The organism is Streptomyces sp. NPDC094034, assembly GCF_040303865.1.
Taxonomy (GTDB): domain Bacteria; phylum Actinomycetota; class Actinomycetes; order Streptomycetales; family Streptomycetaceae; genus Streptomyces.
Genome location: NZ_JBEOUD010000011.1, coordinates 87,428 through 104,093 on the forward strand (window position 1 = coordinate 87,428; position 16,666 = coordinate 104,093).

General features: G+C 69.8%; 18 protein-coding genes. 13 read left to right on the top strand and 5 right to left on the bottom strand.

From position 1 onward, the window contains the following. Nucleotides 1-49 precede the first annotated feature (49 nt). Entirely contained in the window at nt 50-406 is a 357-nt protein-coding gene (locus ABTZ59_RS13110; RefSeq protein WP_351395285.1) for a PRC-barrel domain-containing protein, read from the top strand. A gap of 60 nt (nt 407-466) precedes the next feature. On the opposite strand, the gene ABTZ59_RS13115 is transcribed toward ABTZ59_RS13110, so the two are convergent. Beyond that, on the bottom strand, nt 467-1,285 hold the full coding sequence (locus ABTZ59_RS13115; RefSeq protein WP_351395287.1) for a lipase family protein: 819 nt from the start codon (nt 1,283-1,285) through the stop codon (nt 467-469). Between the two features lie 318 nt (nt 1,286-1,603). Here ABTZ59_RS13115 and ABTZ59_RS13120 point away from each other — a divergent pair, with 318 nt between their 5' ends. From ABTZ59_RS13120 to ABTZ59_RS13135, 4 genes are all read left to right on the top strand, one after another. After that, nucleotides 1,604-2,827 carry a class I SAM-dependent methyltransferase gene (locus ABTZ59_RS13120; RefSeq protein WP_351395290.1) on the top strand — a complete coding sequence of 408 codons (1,224 nt, stop codon included), beginning with the start codon at nt 1,604-1,606 and terminating at the stop codon, nt 2,825-2,827. Nucleotides 2,828-2,846: 19 nt separating this feature from the next. Further along, entirely contained in the window at nt 2,847-3,602 is a 756-nt protein-coding gene (locus ABTZ59_RS13125; RefSeq protein WP_503002717.1) for a DUF1796 family putative cysteine peptidase, read from the top strand. After that, on the top strand, nt 3,599-4,351 hold the full coding sequence (locus ABTZ59_RS13130; RefSeq protein WP_351395293.1) for a PIG-L deacetylase family protein: 753 nt from the start codon (nt 3,599-3,601) through the stop codon (nt 4,349-4,351). Before ABTZ59_RS13125 ends, ABTZ59_RS13130 begins: the two co-directional genes overlap by 4 nt. A gap of 123 nt (nt 4,352-4,474) precedes the next feature. Beyond that, the gene (locus ABTZ59_RS13135) at nt 4,475-5,413 is read left to right on the top strand and encodes a YhjD/YihY/BrkB family envelope integrity protein (protein WP_351395295.1); all 939 of its coding nucleotides are present in this window, start codon (nt 4,475-4,477) and stop codon (nt 5,411-5,413) included. An 88-nt stretch (nt 5,414-5,501) separates the two neighbouring features. On the opposite strand, the gene ABTZ59_RS13140 is transcribed toward ABTZ59_RS13135, so the two are convergent. The 3 genes from ABTZ59_RS13140 to ABTZ59_RS13150 form a co-directional block, all read right to left on the bottom strand. Then, nucleotides 5,502-5,957, bottom strand: a complete 456-nt coding sequence (locus tag ABTZ59_RS13140; RefSeq protein ID WP_351395298.1) for a tellurite resistance TerB family protein — start codon at nt 5,955-5,957, stop codon at nt 5,502-5,504. A gap of 66 nt (nt 5,958-6,023) precedes the next feature. Next, nucleotides 6,024-6,602, bottom strand: a complete 579-nt coding sequence (locus tag ABTZ59_RS13145) for a TerD family protein (RefSeq protein ID WP_351395301.1) — start codon at nt 6,600-6,602, stop codon at nt 6,024-6,026. 66 nt (nt 6,603-6,668) lie between these two features. Next, on the bottom strand, nt 6,669-7,244 hold the full coding sequence (locus ABTZ59_RS13150) for a TerD family protein (protein WP_249949984.1): 576 nt from the start codon (nt 7,242-7,244) through the stop codon (nt 6,669-6,671). 200 nt (nt 7,245-7,444) lie between these two features. Between ABTZ59_RS13150 and ABTZ59_RS13155 the strand changes: the two genes are divergently transcribed. From ABTZ59_RS13155 to ABTZ59_RS13180, 6 genes are all read left to right on the top strand, one after another. Beyond that, nucleotides 7,445-7,861, top strand: a complete 417-nt coding sequence (locus ABTZ59_RS13155; protein ID WP_351395515.1) for a BlaI/MecI/CopY family transcriptional regulator — start codon at nt 7,445-7,447, stop codon at nt 7,859-7,861. Between the two features lie 3 nt (nt 7,862-7,864). Then, a complete protein-coding gene (locus ABTZ59_RS13160) occupies nt 7,865-8,836 on the top strand; it encodes a M56 family metallopeptidase (protein WP_351395305.1) in 972 nt (323 codons plus the stop codon). Between the two features lie 233 nt (nt 8,837-9,069). Further along, nucleotides 9,070-10,371 (top strand): LCP family protein, encoded by a 1,302-nt coding sequence (locus ABTZ59_RS13165; protein ID WP_351395518.1) that lies wholly within the window; start codon nt 9,070-9,072, stop codon nt 10,369-10,371. A gap of 189 nt (nt 10,372-10,560) precedes the next feature. Continuing rightward, entirely contained in the window at nt 10,561-11,895 is a 1,335-nt protein-coding gene (locus ABTZ59_RS13170; RefSeq protein WP_351395307.1) for a hemolysin family protein, read from the top strand. Beyond that, complete coding sequence (locus tag ABTZ59_RS13175) at nt 11,892-12,923, top strand: hemolysin family protein (RefSeq protein WP_351395310.1); 1,032 nt, start codon at nt 11,892-11,894, stop codon at nt 12,921-12,923. Before ABTZ59_RS13170 ends, ABTZ59_RS13175 begins: the two co-directional genes overlap by 4 nt. A gap of 164 nt (nt 12,924-13,087) precedes the next feature. Then, nucleotides 13,088-14,017, top strand: a complete 930-nt coding sequence (locus ABTZ59_RS13180; protein ID WP_351395313.1) for an ion transporter — start codon at nt 13,088-13,090, stop codon at nt 14,015-14,017. Here ABTZ59_RS13180 and ABTZ59_RS13185 read toward each other — a convergent pair. Beyond that, nucleotides 13,990-14,799 carry an SAM-dependent methyltransferase gene (locus tag ABTZ59_RS13185; RefSeq protein ID WP_351395316.1) on the bottom strand — a complete coding sequence of 270 codons (810 nt, stop codon included), beginning with the start codon at nt 14,797-14,799 and terminating at the stop codon, nt 13,990-13,992. The genes ABTZ59_RS13180 and ABTZ59_RS13185 overlap by 28 nt on opposite strands. Before the next feature lie 330 nt (nt 14,800-15,129). Between ABTZ59_RS13185 and ABTZ59_RS13190 the strand changes: the two genes are divergently transcribed. Both ABTZ59_RS13190 and ABTZ59_RS13195 read left to right on the top strand, forming a co-directional pair. Next, nucleotides 15,130-15,753, top strand: coding sequence for an RNA polymerase sigma factor (locus ABTZ59_RS13190; protein ID WP_351395319.1), 624 nt, complete (start codon nt 15,130-15,132; stop codon nt 15,751-15,753). Nucleotides 15,754-15,756: 3 nt separating this feature from the next. Next, the gene (locus ABTZ59_RS13195; protein WP_351395322.1) at nt 15,757-16,479 is read left to right on the top strand and encodes a hypothetical protein; all 723 of its coding nucleotides are present in this window, start codon (nt 15,757-15,759) and stop codon (nt 16,477-16,479) included. Nucleotides 16,480-16,666: the final 187 nt, after the last annotated feature.

Genomic DNA, 16,666 nt, shown 5'->3' on the forward strand with positions numbered 1-16,666 from the left:
CTGGAAAGACGGATAAACAGAGGATAAGCAGAGGAGAGGCGAGTCGCGCATGTTCGAAGCCGAGGACATCCGGGAGTACCGCGGTCACGATGTGGTCGATGGCGAGAAGCGGAAGATCGGCTCGCTGGAAGCCATCTATGTCGACACCGCCACGGACGCCCCGTCGTTCGCCACGGTCACGGTCGGCCTGCCCACCAAACGGCGGCTCGTCTTCGTTCCGCTCGCCGAGGCCACCGTCGGGCCGAATTACCTGAAGATCCCGTGGGACAGGCAACTCGCCAAGAACGCCCCGTCGATCGATACCGACGGGGAACTGCTCGCCGAGGACGAGCCGCGGATCTTCGCCCACTACGGACTGCCCTACTCGACCGGCACGCAGGGCGAGCGCCGACTGGGCCGCCGCTGAAAAAAGCGGCGCGGAGCGCGGTGTGCGTACCGCGTCACGCGCCGCCGGGGCCGCTCGGGATCAGGCGAGATTCTTCTCGATATTCGCCAGATACGCGGGCATGAAGTGGTCGCGAATTCCGTCGGAGGCGGGCGCGAACAGATCGGCGGTACGCCCCTTGATTCGGTCCTTGAGCCCGTCGATCAGCGGCATCCGATCGTGGAGTACGCCGTCGGCGTCGAAATACCTGACGTGATCCACATGGGTGAACACCGGCGCCGGCGGGACCTGCGGCACGATGTCGTTGTTATTGACGAAGCGGTGGGTACGGCCCTTCAGCGCGGTGTTGTGCGCGGCGGCGAGCAGCCGGTCGCAGGTGCGGGGCTGTCCATACGTGTAGATGCCGTCGGCGAGGATCCTCGGCTCCTCGAAGTACAGCCGGCCACCGGCGAGCATGGCGAGGGCGCCGCCCAGGCTGTGCCCGGTGAACCACACGGTCTGTCCGCCGGTACGGAACGTCTCGATGGCGGAGCGTACGTCCGGATACACCGACGCGAGTGCCCGGTGGAAGCCGAAGTGGACGAAGCCCTTGTTGCCCGGCCCCGGCACCGGCGGAGTGTTGACGTCGGTCAACCAGTCGCGGATCTCCTCCGGCTGGGTGCCGCGGAACGCGGTAATGATCATCCGGTCGCTCGCGGCGACATACGCCTGGGTGTCCTCCAGGGGGAACGGCAGTTCATGGCGTGCCTCGAAGTGCCGGAACCGGTCGAACCCCCAGTCGGCGAGAACGGTCCGCGCCTCGTCCTCCTCGCGGTAGGCGAGTTCCGCGGCCTTCGCCAGCCAGTAGGCATGGGCCAGTTGATAGCCGGTCGTCCGATGGTCGAGCGGGGCTACGGGCATGGCGAACCTCCGGGGGTACACGAACACGGGCGTGAGGTGACGCGTCCGATGATTGATCATTCTCCGGAGGGGCCGCATCACCGCGTTCACCCACGCGGGCGGCGCGCGGAAGCGCACGTGGCATACCGGCGCGTGCGGCGACCTCGGTCCAGCCGGGGCGAGGTGGCCGAAACTCGATGCCTCCGCGCCCAATTGGTCTGGACCACATACGCGGTGACCGCTAGGGTCCCTGCCAGCCGACACCCGTACCGAGCACCCCCCGACCGGCCCCACCTGCCCCGCTCCCGCAGTCGGCTCCGTACCAAGGACCGAAGTACCGTGATTGATATCGTTGTCGTACTCCGGGCCGAGGACGCCGTCCTCGACTTCCTGTCCGTACTCACCGACGACGGTGGTGGCGAGACCCGGGTGATCCTCGCCGATCGCGCCGAGACGCTGATCCTCGGCGCGGGCATGACAGCGCCGGAACGGCTCGCCCTGATCGCGTCCCATGTCGGGCCCGTGACGGACGGCATCGCCTCGCCGGGGCCCGAGGTACTCGCCACACTCCTGCGCCGGGCGGCTGCCGGAGGGCCCTGCCGGATCTGGGCCCATTCCCCCGCGGACAACCGGCGCAGCCGCGGGCGTCTCGGCCGTGACACCGCCCTCGCCCACGCCGCCCTCGCCCACGCCGCCGACGCCGACGCCGAAGACTCCGGCGCCGGCCTCGCGACGGCCACGTTGCGGCACGCCGTCGGGTTCTCGCCGTACCTTCAGATCCTCAGCGATCTCGACCGCCCGCTGGGGCGCGAACACATCGCCGCCAAGCTGGACTTCGTCAACGGCTCCTGCGGGCATCTGCTGGCCGAGGCCGACCCCGAGTTCGTGGTACAGACCCCCCGTGTCCCCGCCGTCGAGCGCTTCTTCGACACCGACCCCGATCAGCGTGAGCGGCTTTTCGCGCTGCTCGCCAGCCTGGACGACGAGGCGGCGTCGGTGGTGGACCCCTGGGAGTTCGGCAGTTCGCGGTACGAGGGGCGCCGGCTGGACGCCACCGCGGCCTGGGTACGGAACCGATGCGCCGACCTCGGCTCCGGCCCCGCCGGCGCGCTCGTGGAGGTGGGGGCATGTGAGGGGGCGCTGACCCACCGGCTCGTCGCCGCCGGCTTCGCCGTACGGGCCACCGAACCCAACGCGGTGTTCAGGTCCAGGCTCACCGCCGCGCTCGCCGGCACCGACGCGGTCACCGTGGACGGCGCCGATCTCGCGGAACTGGCCAAGGAAGACGCTCCCCGCGCCGCCGCGCACCTGCTGATCGAAATGCTCTACTACGGCCAGGATCTGGCGCTCCTCGACGATCTGGCCACGGATCTCGTCTTCGTCGCCCTCGAACCCGATGCGCTGGCCTCGCGCGTACGCCCCTGGCTGGAGCGGTCCGCCACCTGGCGTGCGGAAGAGGAGACCGTTCTCGTGCCGCCGCAGTTGGAGACCGTCTGCGCGGGACGCGCCTATCTGAGCAAGCGCGGCAGCGTGGGGCTGCTCCTGCGGCGTACGAACGGCTGACCGCCCGGGGAGACCGGAGATGTGCGACATGTACGACCGTTGTGTCGGGTTGGGCTACCACTGCGAGTCCACCCATCAGATCCGCCGGATCACCGGCCATGACCGCGCGCACTTCTTCGACTGGCTCGATCTCGACTTCGAGTCCGTCGTGGAGACGATCGCCGGTGACTTCGCCGATGTACTGCGGCCCGGGATGGTCGAGCCGTTCAGCGACGGTCTGTGCGCGCTGGACCGGGGCTCCGACATCCGCTTCTTCCACGACTTCCACCCCACGTCGGGCACCGCGCTCACGCAGTCCGACATCGACGGGCAGGTCGACGGCGTGCGCGCCAAGTTCCGGGCGCTGGCCGACCGCTGGCGTACGCTCGCGCGGTCGTCGGCGCACGTGCTGTACGTCCACCACGACGCCTTCGACGAACTCACCGCGGCCGATCTGCGCAGGCTGCGGCTGGTCATCGCGACGGCGTATCCGCGCCATCGGTTCGATCTGCTCTGGCTGCGCCGTACCCCGCCGCCGGACGGCGCCGCTCTCGGCCCGGGGATCAGCTGGGGCACGGTCGCGGCCGCCCCCGGGCGGTGGGAGGGCGATGACGCCGAGTGGGACGCCGCGTTCCGCGCTGTGCGCCTCGCCTCGCCTGCGCCGTCACCTTCCCCCTCGTCTTCATCTTCTCCCTCGAATTCGCCCTCGCCCTCGCCCTCGCCGGAGCCATCCGTACCGTCCGGAGCCTTCACCACGCCCCTTCCGTCCGTCACCGACAGGAGCACGTCCGTATGACACCGCCCCCGCCCTCCACCGTGATCGTCTCCCCGCACTTCGACGACGCCGCGCTGTCACTCGCGGGTCTGATCGCCGCGTTCGACTCGCCCGTCACCGTCGTGACCGTGTACGGCGGCGCGCCCTGTCCTGGACAGGAGGTCTCCTGGTGGGACACCACCTGCGGCTTCTCCTCCGGCGGCGAGGCACATCTCGCCCGGGAGGCGGAGGACACCCGGGCCTGTGCGCTGCTCGGGGTCGAGCGGGTCGTCCTGGGACATCCCGACGGTCCGTACGGGGACGGCGGCCCGCTCCATGAGATCGACACGTATCTCGCCGATCTCGCCCCCGACACACGGCTGCTGCTTCCCCTGGGCACCAACCAGGCCGATCACACGAAGGTACGCGACCATGCGCTGCGGGTCCTCGGCGAACTCGGCAGGCCGCTCCCCCTTATCTATGCCGACCTCCCCTATACGGGCCACCTGAAGGAGTGGGGCGGCGCGGAGACCGACGCGGCCCTCGCCGGGGACGAGCACTTCGGATCCGCCTATCGGGACATCGCGAGCCGCTACCGGACACGGGCCGTTCACGATCTGACCCTGTCCGACGAGCAGTGGGCGGTCAAGCGCGCGGTGGTGCTCTGTTACGCCTCGCAACTGGCCCCGCTCGCCATCGACCACGGGCGGGTGATGGCCCGGAGCGGGCCACTGCGCGCCGAACGTGTCTGGGCCCTGGAGGAGGCCGAATCCCCTGGAGAGCCCGGGTAGTACGCGCTTCTCGCCCCGTCCCGTCCACGGCCTGTCCGCGTGGGCGGGGCCGGGCGGGGCGCGCGGCACCCATCCGGGGGGCCGTGCACGCCCCCGGCGGCCCCGGCGGGTAGTAGACGACCTATGACCCGCAAGCGTTTCGGTGCGACGGAGCACAGACACCGGTTCCAGAGCCTCTATCGCTGGATCGGCACGTCTGCCGCCGTGCTCGCCTGGAACCGCGGGCGTGAGATGGAGCTGATACATCGGGCGATGAGCTTCGCCGCGCTCGGATTCCTCACTCTCGTGCCGCTGTTGATCCTCGTCGCCGCGGCCGATCCGGCGAGCGGTCAGGGGTTCGCCCGCTGGCTGGGTCAGGGGCTCGGGGTGTCGTCCTCCGCGCAGGCGGAGATCCAGCAGTTGTTCGGCAGGCCGGGTCAGGCGTTGCAGCGTACGACGGCGTTCGGACTCGCCGCGCTCGCGGTGTTCGGGCTGACGTTCGGCTCCGCCGTACAGACCGGTTACGAGCGGGTCTGGGAGCTGCCGACGGCGCGTTGGCACACCATGTGGCGCCATGTCCTGTGGCTGGCGGTGCTCGTCGTCTTCCTGCTGGCCTTCGTCAACACACCCGTCACCTCCGAGTCCGTCGTCGAGATCGTGTTCGCCACCCTGGGCGATCTGATCGGGACGTGCCTCTTCTTCTGGTGGTCGCAGCGGGTGCTCCTGGCGGGCCGCGTCCGCTGGCCGGCCCTCCTGCCGGGCGCCGTCGCGACCGCGCTGGGGCTGCTCGGGCTGCGGGTGTTCTCGCGCGTCGTCTTCTCCCCGCTGATCGCCGCGAACGCGGTCACCTACGGCCCGTTCGGAACGGTTCTGGTCATCCAGTCCTGGCTGGTCGGCGTCGGCTTCGTCGTCTACGGCGGCGCGCTGGTGGGTCGTCTCTTCCATGAACACCGCACGCACAAGCGGATCCAGAGAAGTCTCAACGCGGACGACGAGACGGACCGCGGCGACGAGACGGACCGTGGCGACGGAACGGGCCGTGGCGACGGGAAGGACCGGCCCGGCGAGGCCGGGGGCTCCTGACGCCCCGGCGGACCGCCGGGGCGGAGTACCGCGGAGAACGTCTGAGGGGCGTGCCGTACGAGAAACGGCACGCCCCGGTTCATGACCGTCAGAGGTCGAACTCGCTCGGCGCGATGCCGACCGCGAAACAGGCCTCGCGGACGACGGCGCGCTCGCTCTCGTCGAAGTCGCCGTCGGCGCCGCCGATGACGATGCCGATCTGGATGACCGCGCGGGCCTCGGTGGGCTTCTTGGCGACCTTGCCGATGGTCTGCAACACGCCGACCTTGCCGAAGTCGAAGTCGGCGGTCAGCTTCTGGCAGTAGTCGTTGAAGCGCGCCTGCAGATCGTCCGCGGGGAAGTTCTGCAGCACGTCGTTGGTCATGATCAGCGAGGCGACGCGCTGGCGCTCGGACGGGTCGATGGATCCGTCGGCCGCCGCGACCAGGGCGCACATCGCCATGCTGGCGTCACGGAAGGCGCCGCTCTTGAGATCGTTCTTCTTCGCGTTCAGCTGCGTCTGCATCGACGCGGCGGAATCCTTGATGCGGTCCCACAGGGCCACGTGGAGTCTCCTGGATAGTGAGTGGCGGGGTGTGATGAATGCCGGACGGGACGTCCGGGGCACGGCCTACAGGTGGGGGACGACGGCCGGCATGAGGTCCTGGAACGTCCGTCCATCGGCGGGGGTGCCGATGGCGGACATCTGCCAGCCACCGCCCGAGCGGTACACCTTGGCCATGATCTGCGCGGTGTGCTTGCCACCGCCGGTGAGGGTGTAGCGCGCCAGTTCCTGGCCGTTGGTCTCGTCGACCAGCCGGCAGAAGGCGTTCTCGACCTCTTCGAAGGTCTGGCCGGTGAAGGAGTTGACGGTGAAGACGATCTGGTCGACATGGACGGGGACCCGCTGGAGGTCCACGACGATCGACTCGTCGTCACCGCCCTGTCCCGCACCGCCGACGCGGTTGTCCCCGGTGTGCCGCACCGAGCCGTCATCGCTGGTCAGATGCTGGAAGAAGACGACATCGACGGCCTCCTTGCCGGCGAAGAGCAGCGCCGAGGCGTCCAGGTCGATCTCGCGGGCGGTCATACGGGCGAAGAAGCCCTTGCGGGCCGCCTGCCAGCCCAGGCCCATGCGGACGACGGTGAGTTCACCTCCACCGGACTTGGTCAGGCTGATCTGCTGGCCCTTGGCAAGGTTGACGCTCATCGTTCGCTCCTGGGAAGGCGTGGGGGTCGGGTGCGCCGGTCGGTACGGCGGATACGGCTACGGAGGTCAGATGTTGACGCCGTAGTCGGAGGCGATACCGGCGAGGCCGGAGGCGTACCCCTGGCCGATGGCGCGGAACTTCCACTCGGCGCCGTTGCGGTACAGCTCGCCGAAGACCATCGCGGTCTCGGTCGAGGCGTCCTCGCTGAGGTCGTAGCGCGCCAGCTCGGCGCCGCCCGCCTGGTTGACCACCCGGATGTACGCGTTGCGGACCTGTCCGAAGGACTGGCCGCGGGACTCCGCGTCATGGATCGACACGGGAAAGACGATCTTGGTGACATCGGCGGGCACACCGGCCAGATTGACCTTGACGGTCTCGTCGTCGCCCTCGCCCTCACCGGTGAGGTTGTCCCCGGTGTGCTCGACCGAACCGTCCGGGCTGGTCAGGTTGTTGTAGAAGACGAAGTGACGGTCGGAGACGACCTTGCCGGAGCCGTCGACCAGCAGGGCGCTGGCGTCCAGATCGTGATCGGCGCCGGTGGTGGTCCGTACGTCCCAGCCGAGGCCGACCAGAACGGCGGTCAGACCGGGAGCCTCCTTGCTCAGCGAGACGTTGCCGCCCTTGGCGAGGCTCACACCCATATTGCTTCCCTTCCTCGGTCCCGGAACCGGGCACGCCGGACGTTCCGGCGCAACGCGGTGCCGTGTGGCACCATCGTAAATCTACAACACTGTAGAAGTTGGCCGCCGTAAAGGTGCGCCGCGAAGAGCTGGTCATGATGGTCCGGCCCGAGGGTGGCCGGGGCGGCGGTGTGGGAGGAGGCCATTTCGTGGTCGGGAACATGGACGACCGGGACGGGGCGTCCCGTACGGGCAGACGCGGCCAGGGTCAGTTGGAGGCCCAGGTACTGGCCGTACTGGGCTCGGCAACCTCACCGGTGGCGGCGACCTGGGTGCAGGAACGGCTCGACGGCGAGCTGGCGTACACCACGGTGATCACCATCCTCACGCGTCTCCTCGGCAAACAGGCCGTGACCCGCAGCCGTTCGGGGCGCTCCTTCCTGTGGACGCCGGTGGCGGACGAGGCGGGGCTGACGGCTCTGCGGATGCGGCGTCTGCTCGATGAGCGGGACGATCGCGACGCGGTGCTCTCCAGCTTCGTGTCGGCGCTGTCACCCGATGACGAGCAGGTGCTGCGCTCGCTGCTCAAGGACACCGGCGGCCCCGAGACCCGATCCGAACCCGGCCCCGAAAGCTGATCCATGGGCGTCTTCGTCTTCCTGCCACTCGTCCTGCCGTTGACCGCGCTGCCGATCGCGCGGCTGGCCGAACACCATCTGCATCCGCGCAGCGCCTCGGTGTTCGTGACTTTCGTCGCCGTCGTGCTGGCGGCGTGCAGCACGTTCTGTCTCGGTCTGCTCGTGGTCGTGGGCACCGCGCAGTTGCCGGGGAATCCACTCCCGGACAGCTGGTCCGATCCCGAGGTACGGGCGGCCGTGCCGTACGACGAGGTCGCGGGCGAGGCTGCGATCGTCGCGCTGGCCCTGGTCGTCGTGGCGTGTGCGCTGACCGTACGGCGGCATGTGCGCTTCCGCTTCCGCGCGCACCGGGCGCTGGCCGGGCTCGGGGCCGGCGTCGGGGTCGGCGTCGGAGTCGGCGTCGGAGTCGGCTCCGCCGAGGTGGCCGTCCTGGACGACGAGGAGCCCTACGCGTACGCGCTGCCCGGCTCCCCCGGCCGGATCGTCGTCTCCACGGGGATGCTGTCCTGTCTGGACGAGGCCGAGCAGCGGGCGCTGCTCGCCCACGAACGCGCCCATCTGGCCGGACGGCATCACCGGCTGCTGCTCGCCGTTCAGCTGGCCGGCTGCGCCAACCCGTTCCTGCGGCCACTGCGCGCCGCGGTGATGTACGGCACGGAGCGCTGGGCGGACGAGGAAGCGGCGCGGGTCACCGGCGACCGCCGGACCACGGCGCGCGCGGTGGGCAAGGCCGCGCTGTTCTCCCGCCGGGTCACCACGCCGGGACTGGCGGCGTTCGCCGCGGCGGGCCCGGTGCCGCGCCGGGTCGCCGCGCTGCTCGGTCCTGTGCCGCCACGCGGAAGCTGGACGTCCGCGGGGATCCGCGCGGGGATGGCCGCCTGTGTGGCGGCCGCGGGGACCGCCGCCTCCACACTCTCCGCCTTCAACGCGGCCCTCGCGCTCTTCGTCGCTCTCGAAGCCGCCGCGCCGCTGTGAACGCCGACGGAACACCCAGTTGCTTCTACAGGCTTGTAGAGCCAGTAGAGTGCCATTCGTCGCACGGGGCGATAACCAGCCTGTCCGGACGAACGGCGGCCGGCAACGGGGCACGGAGGATCAGCGTGGGCAGGGAATCCAGCGGGCGGCGGGGCCGCTCGGCGGGCGGGGGTCACCGCGGCGGCCGGAGGGCGCGCCGAAAGGCCAGGCTGACCCGGCGGGGCCGAATAGCCATGTGGTCGGGCGGGACACTGGTCGTGCTGCTCATCGGTGTGTCCGGCGCGGCGGCCTGGGTGTACCAGGATCTCAACGGCAATATCCACTCCGCCGACGTGGACAACAAGATCGGCGGCGACCGGCCGGTCAATCTGAGCCCGGGGTCCAAGAACATCCTCGTGGTGGGGTCCGACTCACGGGACGGCGACAACGCGAAGTACGGCAAGGGCCTGACCACCATGCAGTCGGACACGCTGATGGTCCTGCATGTGTCCGCCGACCGTAAGTGGGCCACGGTCGTCTCGCTCCCCCGCGACTCGTGGGTGGACATACCGTCCTGCGACAAGGGGGACGGCGCCACGTCGACGCCGCACAAGTTCAAGATCAATGAGGCGTTCGCCATCGGCGGTATGACCGGCGAGGTCGTCGACGCCGCCGCCTGCACCATCCGGACGGTGGAACAGAACACCGGCCTGCGCATCAACCACTTCATGTCGGTCGATTTCCAGGGCTTCAAGGGCATGGTCAACGCGCTGGACGGCATCGAGGTCTGCCCCGAGAGCGCGATCAATGACAAGAAGGCGCATATCAACCTGGACGCCGGGTGCCAGACGGTCAGGGACGAGGAGGCCCTCGGGTACGTACGTACGCGCTACAGCGTCGGCGACGGCTCCGATCTGGGGCGTATCGGCCGGCAGCAGGAGTTCATGGAGGCCCTGGCCGCCAAGGCTCAGGAGAAGCTGACCAGCCCGAACGCGCTCTACGGGTTCCTCGACTCGGCGACGAAGTCGCTGACCACGGACAAGGCGCTGGCGGGGATCAAGCCCCTCTCGGGTCTCGCGTCCGAGGTCAAGGGAATCCCCACCGACCGGCTGACGTTCCTCACGGTGCCGAACTACCCGCGGGAGGCCGATGTGCCGACCGACAAGGCGAACGTCGTCTGGCAGTATCCGCAGGCGGCGGAGTTGTTCGCCGCCCTGGCGAAGGACACCGAGGTCGACAAGGAGAAGCTGGAAGCCGACGCGAAGAGCCCGGTCTACGCGAGTACGGTCCGGGTCCAGGTCCTCAATGGCTCCGGCACGACCGGCCGGGCCGCGGAGGTCGCGGAGACGCTGCGGTCGGCGGGATTCACCGTCGTCGGTATCGGCGACGCGCCCGAGGACACGAAGAAGACCACGGTCGGCTATCCGCAGGACCTGGCGGAACCGGCCGAGGTACTGGCCTCACGACTGCCCGGCAGCGTCGCCAGGCAGGACGCGGAGGCCGCCCCGGGAGTGGTGACACTGACCGTGGGCAAGGACTTCAACGCGGTCCGATGAGCTGACCGATGGTGATAAATCGGACACGCCATTGCACTGCTTTGCGATTCCTTTACTATTGATGGACGGGGTGCCCACCCCGTCCCTACCATCTGACCTGAGAAGGAGCTGCGGTCCCGCAATGGGTGAGCCTCCCAGTACGAGCCGTGCCGTCCCCGTCCCGTCGAGCGATGGACCGGAGGTGGCACGGTGACCGAAGTGCTTCTGTTGCTCCTCGCCCTCGCGCTCACCCTCGCCTGTGCGGTGTTCGTCGCGGCCGAGTTCTCCCTGACCACCATCGAGCGCGGCGAGCTGGAACGCGCCGCCGCCGCTGGTGAGCGTGGTGCCGCCAGCGCGCTGGCGGCGGCCAAGCGGCTGACGTTCCAGCTCTCCGGCGCCCAGCTGGGCATCACGGTGACCTCGCTGGTCATCGGCATGCTCGCCGAGCCGTCCCTGGCCGTGCTGCTGCGCGGCCCGCTGGAGGCGACCGGCCTGCCCGCGGGCGCGGTGCCCACCATCGCCACGCTGCTGGGCGTGGCCATGTCCACCGTCGTGCTGATGGTCATCGGCGAGCTCGTCCCGAAGAACTGGGCGATCTCCAGCCCGCTCGCGGTGGCCAAGGTCGTGGCGGGGCCCCAGCGTGGCTTCACCGCCGCCTTCGCCCCGCTGATCAGGCATCTCAACAACACCGCGAACCATCTCGTACGCCGCTTCGGGCTGGAGCCCGCCGAAGAGCTGGCCTCCGCCCGTACCCCCGAGGAACTGGTCGCCCTGGCGCGGCACTCCGCGCGGGAGGGCGCCATAGAGGCGGACTCCGCCGAGCTGTTCGTACGGACCCTGCATCTGGCAGACCTGACCGCGGAGAACGTGATGACACCGCGTGTGGACGTGCGGGCCCTGGAGTCCCACGCCACCGCCACCGACGCGGCGAACCTGACGCTGGCCACCGGCCTGTCCCGGTTCCCGGTCTACCGCGACAGCCTCGACGAGGTGATCGGCACCATCCATATCCGCGATGTCCTCGCCCTGGACGAGAGCAAGCGCGACGGCACCCTCGTGACCGAGCTGGCCACCAGCCCGCTGCTCGTCCCGGACTCCCTGTCGGTGGACCGGCTGCTGCGCCGCCTGCGCGAGTCGCGGACGATGGCCGTGGTCATAGACGAGTACGGCGGCACCGCGGGCGTCGCCACCGTCGAGGACATCGTCGAGGAGGTCGTCGGCGAGGTACGTGACGAACACGATCCGCACGAGACCCCCGACCTGGCACCGGGCCGGCCGGCCGGCGACGGCCGGCGCGTATGGGAGGCGGACGGCAGTGTCCGTCTCGACCAGCTCGCGGAGATCGGCTTCGGCGCGCCCGAGGGCCCGTACGAGACGCTCGCCGGGCTCCTCGCGACCCGGCTGGAGCGGCTGCCCGTGCTGACCGACACGCTGGAGATCGAGGGCTGGCAGTTCGCGGTCCTGCGCGTCGAACACCACCGGGCCGACCGGGTCAGGGTCACCGAGCCCGCCCCGGCCGACCGGCTCGTGGAGGAGAACCGATGACCGCCCTACAGCTCGCCATCGGCGTGCTCACCCTGTTCACCAACGCGTTCTTCGTCGGCGCCGAGTTCGCCCTGATCTCCGTACGGCGCAGCCAGATCGAGCCCCAGGCGATCAAGGGCAGCCGCCGGGCCAAGAGCACCCTGTGGGGTCTGGAGCATCTGTCCGCGGCCATGGCCACGGCTCAGATGGGTATCACCATCTCCTCGCTGGTGCTCGGCGCCGTCGCCGAACCGGCGATCGCCCATCTGCTGGAGCCGCCGTTCGAGGCGATCGGTGTGCCGGAGGCGCTGATCCACCCGATCGCGTTCGTGATCGCGCTGACGTTGGCGACGTATCTGCACATGCTGATCGGCGAGATGGTGCCGAAGAACATCGCGCTGGCCGCGCCGGCCCCGACCGCGCTCGCGCTGGGGCCCGCGCTGGTCTGGCTGACCCGGGCGCTGCGCCCGGTGATCTTCGGGATCAACGCGTTCGCCAACGCCATCCTGCGGCTGCTGAAGGTCGAGCCCAAGGACGAGGTCGCGTCGGTCTTCACCGACGACGAACTCGCCCGGCTGGTCAAGGATTCCAGCGAGGCGGGGCTGCTCGACCCCGCGGACGGCGAGCGGCTGCGCGACGCCCTGGAGCTGGGCACACGTCCGGTGGGTGAGGTGATGGTCCCGCTCAACCGGACGATCACCGTCGACCACGAGGTCACTCCGCAGCAGTTGGAGCGCACCGCGTCGTCCTCCGGCTTCTCACGGCTGCCGGTCACCGGGCCGGACAACACGATCCTCGGCTATCTCCACATCAAGGACGCCCTCGGTGCCGCCGACCGGACCCAGCCCTTCCCGCGCAGCGCGCTGCACACGGTGATCAGGGTCGAGATCGACACCCCGCTCGACGACACCATGACGGCCATGCGCGCCGCCGGTACGCACCTCGCCGCGGTCAGCGGTGACAAGGGGACCGTCATCGGCTTCGTGACCATGGAAGACGTCCTGGAGGAACTGGTCGGCCCCGCGGCCGGCTCACCGACCGCCGCGTAGCCGCGCGGTGGAAGAGCGGCCGGTGCCCCGCCCCGGGCACCGGCCGCTTCTCTTGCCCGGGTCCGGTCCGGGTGCCGGCTCCGGGCCTGTGTCCGGTCCCCATCAGCTTCCGTATCCGTGTCTGTGTCTGTGTCACCTTCCGTAGTGGGGAATGGGTTCATCTGATGTCCGACAGGACGAGCCGGTTACAGCCGGCTCTCGCCGATCGCAGCCGGCGCGTCGTGGAGTCCGCCGGTTTCAACACCGCGGTGTTCTGCCTCATCGTCGGCAACGCCGTCCTGCTGGGCATCGAGACCTACACCGGCGCGGTCGACCAGTGGCACACGGAACTGAAGGTCGCCGAGCATCTCTTCCTCGCCGCCTTCGCCGTGGAGATCCTGCTGCGCGCCGCCACCTACGCGGAGCGCCCCAAGGACTTCTTCCGGGATCCCTGGAACATCTTCGATCTGGCGGTCGTCGGGCTCGCCCTCACGCCCCTCGCCCGCGAGAACGCCACGGTCCTGCGGCTGCTCCGGCTCGCGCGCGTGCTGCGCGCCGCGCGCTTCCTGCCCCAACTGCGCATCGTCATCGTCGCCGTCGGCAAGAGTCTGCCGGGCACACTGAGCTTCGTCCTGGTCGGTGCGCTGCTGCTGTACGTGTACGCCATGCTCGGCTGGGTCTTCTTCGCCGCGGCCGACCCGGAACACTACGGTTCGCTGGGCCGCGCGGCCCTCACCCTCTTTCTGCTGATCACCCTCGACGGCCTGGGTGACGCGGTACGGAGCGGCCTGGAGATCTCCCGTTGGACGATCGTCTACTTCGCCTCGTTCGTGCTGCTCGGGTCCTTCCTGCTCGTCAATCTGCTGATCGGGGTCGTCATCAACTCCCTTGAGGAGGCCCGCGAACTGGAGGAGGAGCGGACCCGCGAGAGCCCTGCCGTACCGGTGGTGCCGGCCATCGACGAGTCGCGGGCCGTGCTGCTCGCGCGGATCGCCGCCGCGCGCCGTGCGCTGGATGATGTCGAGGCCGGACTCGCGGTGGCGAACGGCGAGAGCGACGGGCACCACCGCACGGCGGCGGGTGCCGGTCAGGGTTTGCGCGCCACCCCGACGTAGCAGGCGGCTTCCTTGTTGGTGACGTTCCCGCTCTGCTCGCCGGGGTCGGGGCGCCACTCGTGCGAGGGCGTGATCCCCGGGTCGAGGAGTTGCCAGCCGGCGAAGAAACGGGCGATCTCCTCGCGGGTGCGCGCCTGTCCCGGTGTGCCCGCGGCACGGTAGGCGGTGGTGAGCCGCGCGATGCCCTCGGGGTCGAACTCGGTGGTGACATGCGCTATGGCGAGCGTGGAGCCGGACGGCAGTGCGGACTTGAGCCGTTCGACGATGTCGTGGGCGTCGTGCTCGTCGGTGACGAAGTGCAGCAGCGCGTTGAGGCTGAGCGCTATGGGGCGGGTGAAGTCGAGCGTCGAGCGTATCTCCTCGGCGGCCAACAGGGCCTCGGGGGCGGTGACATCGGCCTCCGCGTACGCGGTGCGTCCGGCGGGGTGGCTGTGCAACAGCGCGCGGGCGTGGGCCAGCACGATCGGATCGTTGTCCGTATAGACGACGCGTGCCTCCGGCACCTCCCGCTGGGCAACTTCGTGGACATTCGGAGAGGTGGGGATTCCGGTGCCGATGTCGAGGAATTGCCGCATACCCCGCCGTGCGAGGAAGCGGACGGAGCGGTGCATGAAGCGCCTGTTGATGCGGGCCGTGGAGAGAATGGAGGGGAAGGCGGAAATGGCCCTCGCGGCGGCCTCGCGGTCCGCGGGGAAGTTGGTCGTCCCGCCCAGGTAGTAGTCGTACATCCGGGCTGAATGCGCCCGGTCCAGTTCAAGATCCACCGCACCGTTGTCGCTCATCGCGCGACCCCCGTTCTCATCGCCGGACAACACCGCATAACAGTCGGTGACTTCCCGCCACCGCACGCGGACAACCGTACGAGATGACCCAACTCTCCTCGCGGGCAGGCCATATGAGAGAGAACCGGCGCACGAGGCGGCGAAACATTCGGGAAACGCCACCCGTTCTACCGCCCAGTAATCATATGATGGCTGTCCGCGAGAAACCCCCGGGTGTGTCCCGCACATTGACGGCGCTCATCCGGTTGGCTGACTGGTGGAGAGAGGCACACCTCTCGCACCGACGCCCTCCGCCGTGGAGCGGCGCGGTGTCCAGGGAACGGGGCATGCGTGCAGGTTGATCCGGAACGTCCGGTGGTCCGCGTCACCCACGGCGCGCACTGCGTGGAGGACCGCGGCGATCAGGTCTCCCCGGACGGGACGGTCCACCGGCTGGCGCTCACCTTCGACGCGTTCGACGCGCGCCACCACACGGTGTGGCTGCGCTACGCGCATACCCAGGTGGGCAGTAGGGCCGCCGCCGAGACGGTGGTCGACGCCACCTGCGCCCGGCTCCTGGAGCACTGGCCGCATGTGCTGACCCAGGAATCCGTGGCCCGGTACGCGTGGGCGCTCCTCAAGGAGGAGGTGGCGTGGTGGCTGGACGACCACGCCAGGGAACCGGCCCTGGTCGACACCGCCGCCTTCCACGCCGCGGTCCGCAAGCTGCTCCACCACGAGAAGCGCGATCAATTCGACGTGCTGCAACGGGAGATCCGGCTGTACCGGTCCATCGCCCGGCTTCCCGAGCGGCAGTACGACGTGGTCGTACTGCGTCATGTCCTCCAGGTCCCGGACGAAGAGGTCGCCGAGTACATGGGCATCGAAGTCGCCACCGTACGGTCCCATGTACGGCATGCCCGCAGGCGACTGGCCAAAGACCTCGACGTAGGTGAGACCGAGGCGGAGGAGTAGACCGTGCGCCACACAGACGAGACCGATCCCGGACCGATCGACGCACTGCTCGACGACGCGGAAGTCCTCACCAGCACCTACGACGACTACGACACGGCCGCGGCGCGGAGCCGGGCCGGGGCCCGGCGGACGGTACGGGGAGCGGCGTGCCGCCCGGATCCGGGCGCGGCGCCGCGCCGCTATCCCTCGGCCCATGAACAGGCCGCGCACGACCTCAGCCTCGCCGTGGCCCTCGTCCTGAACGCGCCCGAGGCGGCGGCCAGTCTGTCCCGGCTGGTGGACCATGACCGTATCGACCCCGAGGGCGCCGTCGTCTTCGCCGCGCTCCTGCATCTGACCGGGCACCGCGACGCGGCCCAGTTCTGGTGGCAGTTCGCCGCCGGCGGGGGCAATCGCACCGCCGCCTTCTGTCTCTTCCTCGCCCATCAGCAGCGGGCCGAGTTCAAGGACGCGGCGTACTGGCGCCGTCAGTCCCGTCGGCTGCCCGGGTCGGGCAGGCCCGCGGCGCCGCCCGCGCTCTCCTCGCTGCTGCCCGAGACGGTCAGGCACGATCTGCTCAGTCAGTGTCATCACGGACGTCACCCCACGCTGCCGGCGGCGCTGGAGGCCGTCATCAACCGGCTCCGTGTCGACAGCGCCGACGAGGACTTCGGTGAGGTCCCCCAGCCCGACCCCTCACTGACCGCCGACCTCACCCGGGGCACCGGCGGCGCTCCCGTCGGATAGCGCGCGGGCCGGGCGAGGGCGCCGGCCGGGCGGGGGGCGGGCGGGGGGCCGGTCACCTCTTAGGCCGGTCCCGGATGGCGTAGAAGTCCGACAGGGGCCTTTGATGGATCCAAGCGTGCGCCCCTCTGGCCGGCCGCTGGACGAGGTCGCCGCGCTCGTCGGCGGCTCGGCCCTGATGCGCCACCTG

Bases quoted from the DNA above. Each gene is read 5' to 3' on its own strand.
- ABTZ59_RS13110 (WP_351395285.1), top strand. From the start codon at position 50: ATGTTCGAAGCCGAGGACATCCGGGAGTACCGCGGTCACGATGTGGTC.
- ABTZ59_RS13115 (WP_351395287.1), bottom strand. From the start codon at position 1,285: ATGCCCGTAGCCCCGCTCGACCATCGGACGACCGGCTATCAACTGGCC.
- ABTZ59_RS13125 (WP_503002717.1), top strand. From the start codon at position 2,847: ATGTGCGACATGTACGACCGTTGTGTCGGGTTGGGCTACCACTGCGAG.
- ABTZ59_RS13130 (WP_351395293.1), top strand. From the start codon at position 3,599: ATGACACCGCCCCCGCCCTCCACCGTGATCGTCTCCCCGCACTTCGAC.
- ABTZ59_RS13135 (WP_351395295.1), top strand. From the start codon at position 4,475: ATGACCCGCAAGCGTTTCGGTGCGACGGAGCACAGACACCGGTTCCAG.
- ABTZ59_RS13145 (WP_351395301.1), bottom strand. From the start codon at position 6,602: ATGAGCGTCAACCTTGCCAAGGGCCAGCAGATCAGCCTGACCAAGTCC.
- ABTZ59_RS13150 (WP_249949984.1), bottom strand. From the start codon at position 7,244: ATGGGTGTGAGCCTCGCCAAGGGCGGCAACGTCTCGCTGAGCAAGGAG.
- ABTZ59_RS13155 (WP_351395515.1), top strand. From the start codon at position 7,445: ATGGACGACCGGGACGGGGCGTCCCGTACGGGCAGACGCGGCCAGGGT.
- ABTZ59_RS13160 (WP_351395305.1), top strand. From the start codon at position 7,865: ATGGGCGTCTTCGTCTTCCTGCCACTCGTCCTGCCGTTGACCGCGCTG.
- ABTZ59_RS13165 (WP_351395518.1), top strand. From the start codon at position 9,070: ATGTGGTCGGGCGGGACACTGGTCGTGCTGCTCATCGGTGTGTCCGGC.
- ABTZ59_RS13175 (WP_351395310.1), top strand. From the start codon at position 11,892: ATGACCGCCCTACAGCTCGCCATCGGCGTGCTCACCCTGTTCACCAAC.
- ABTZ59_RS13180 (WP_351395313.1), top strand. From the start codon at position 13,088: ATGTCCGACAGGACGAGCCGGTTACAGCCGGCTCTCGCCGATCGCAGC.
- ABTZ59_RS13185 (WP_351395316.1), bottom strand. From the start codon at position 14,799: ATGAGCGACAACGGTGCGGTGGATCTTGAACTGGACCGGGCGCATTCA.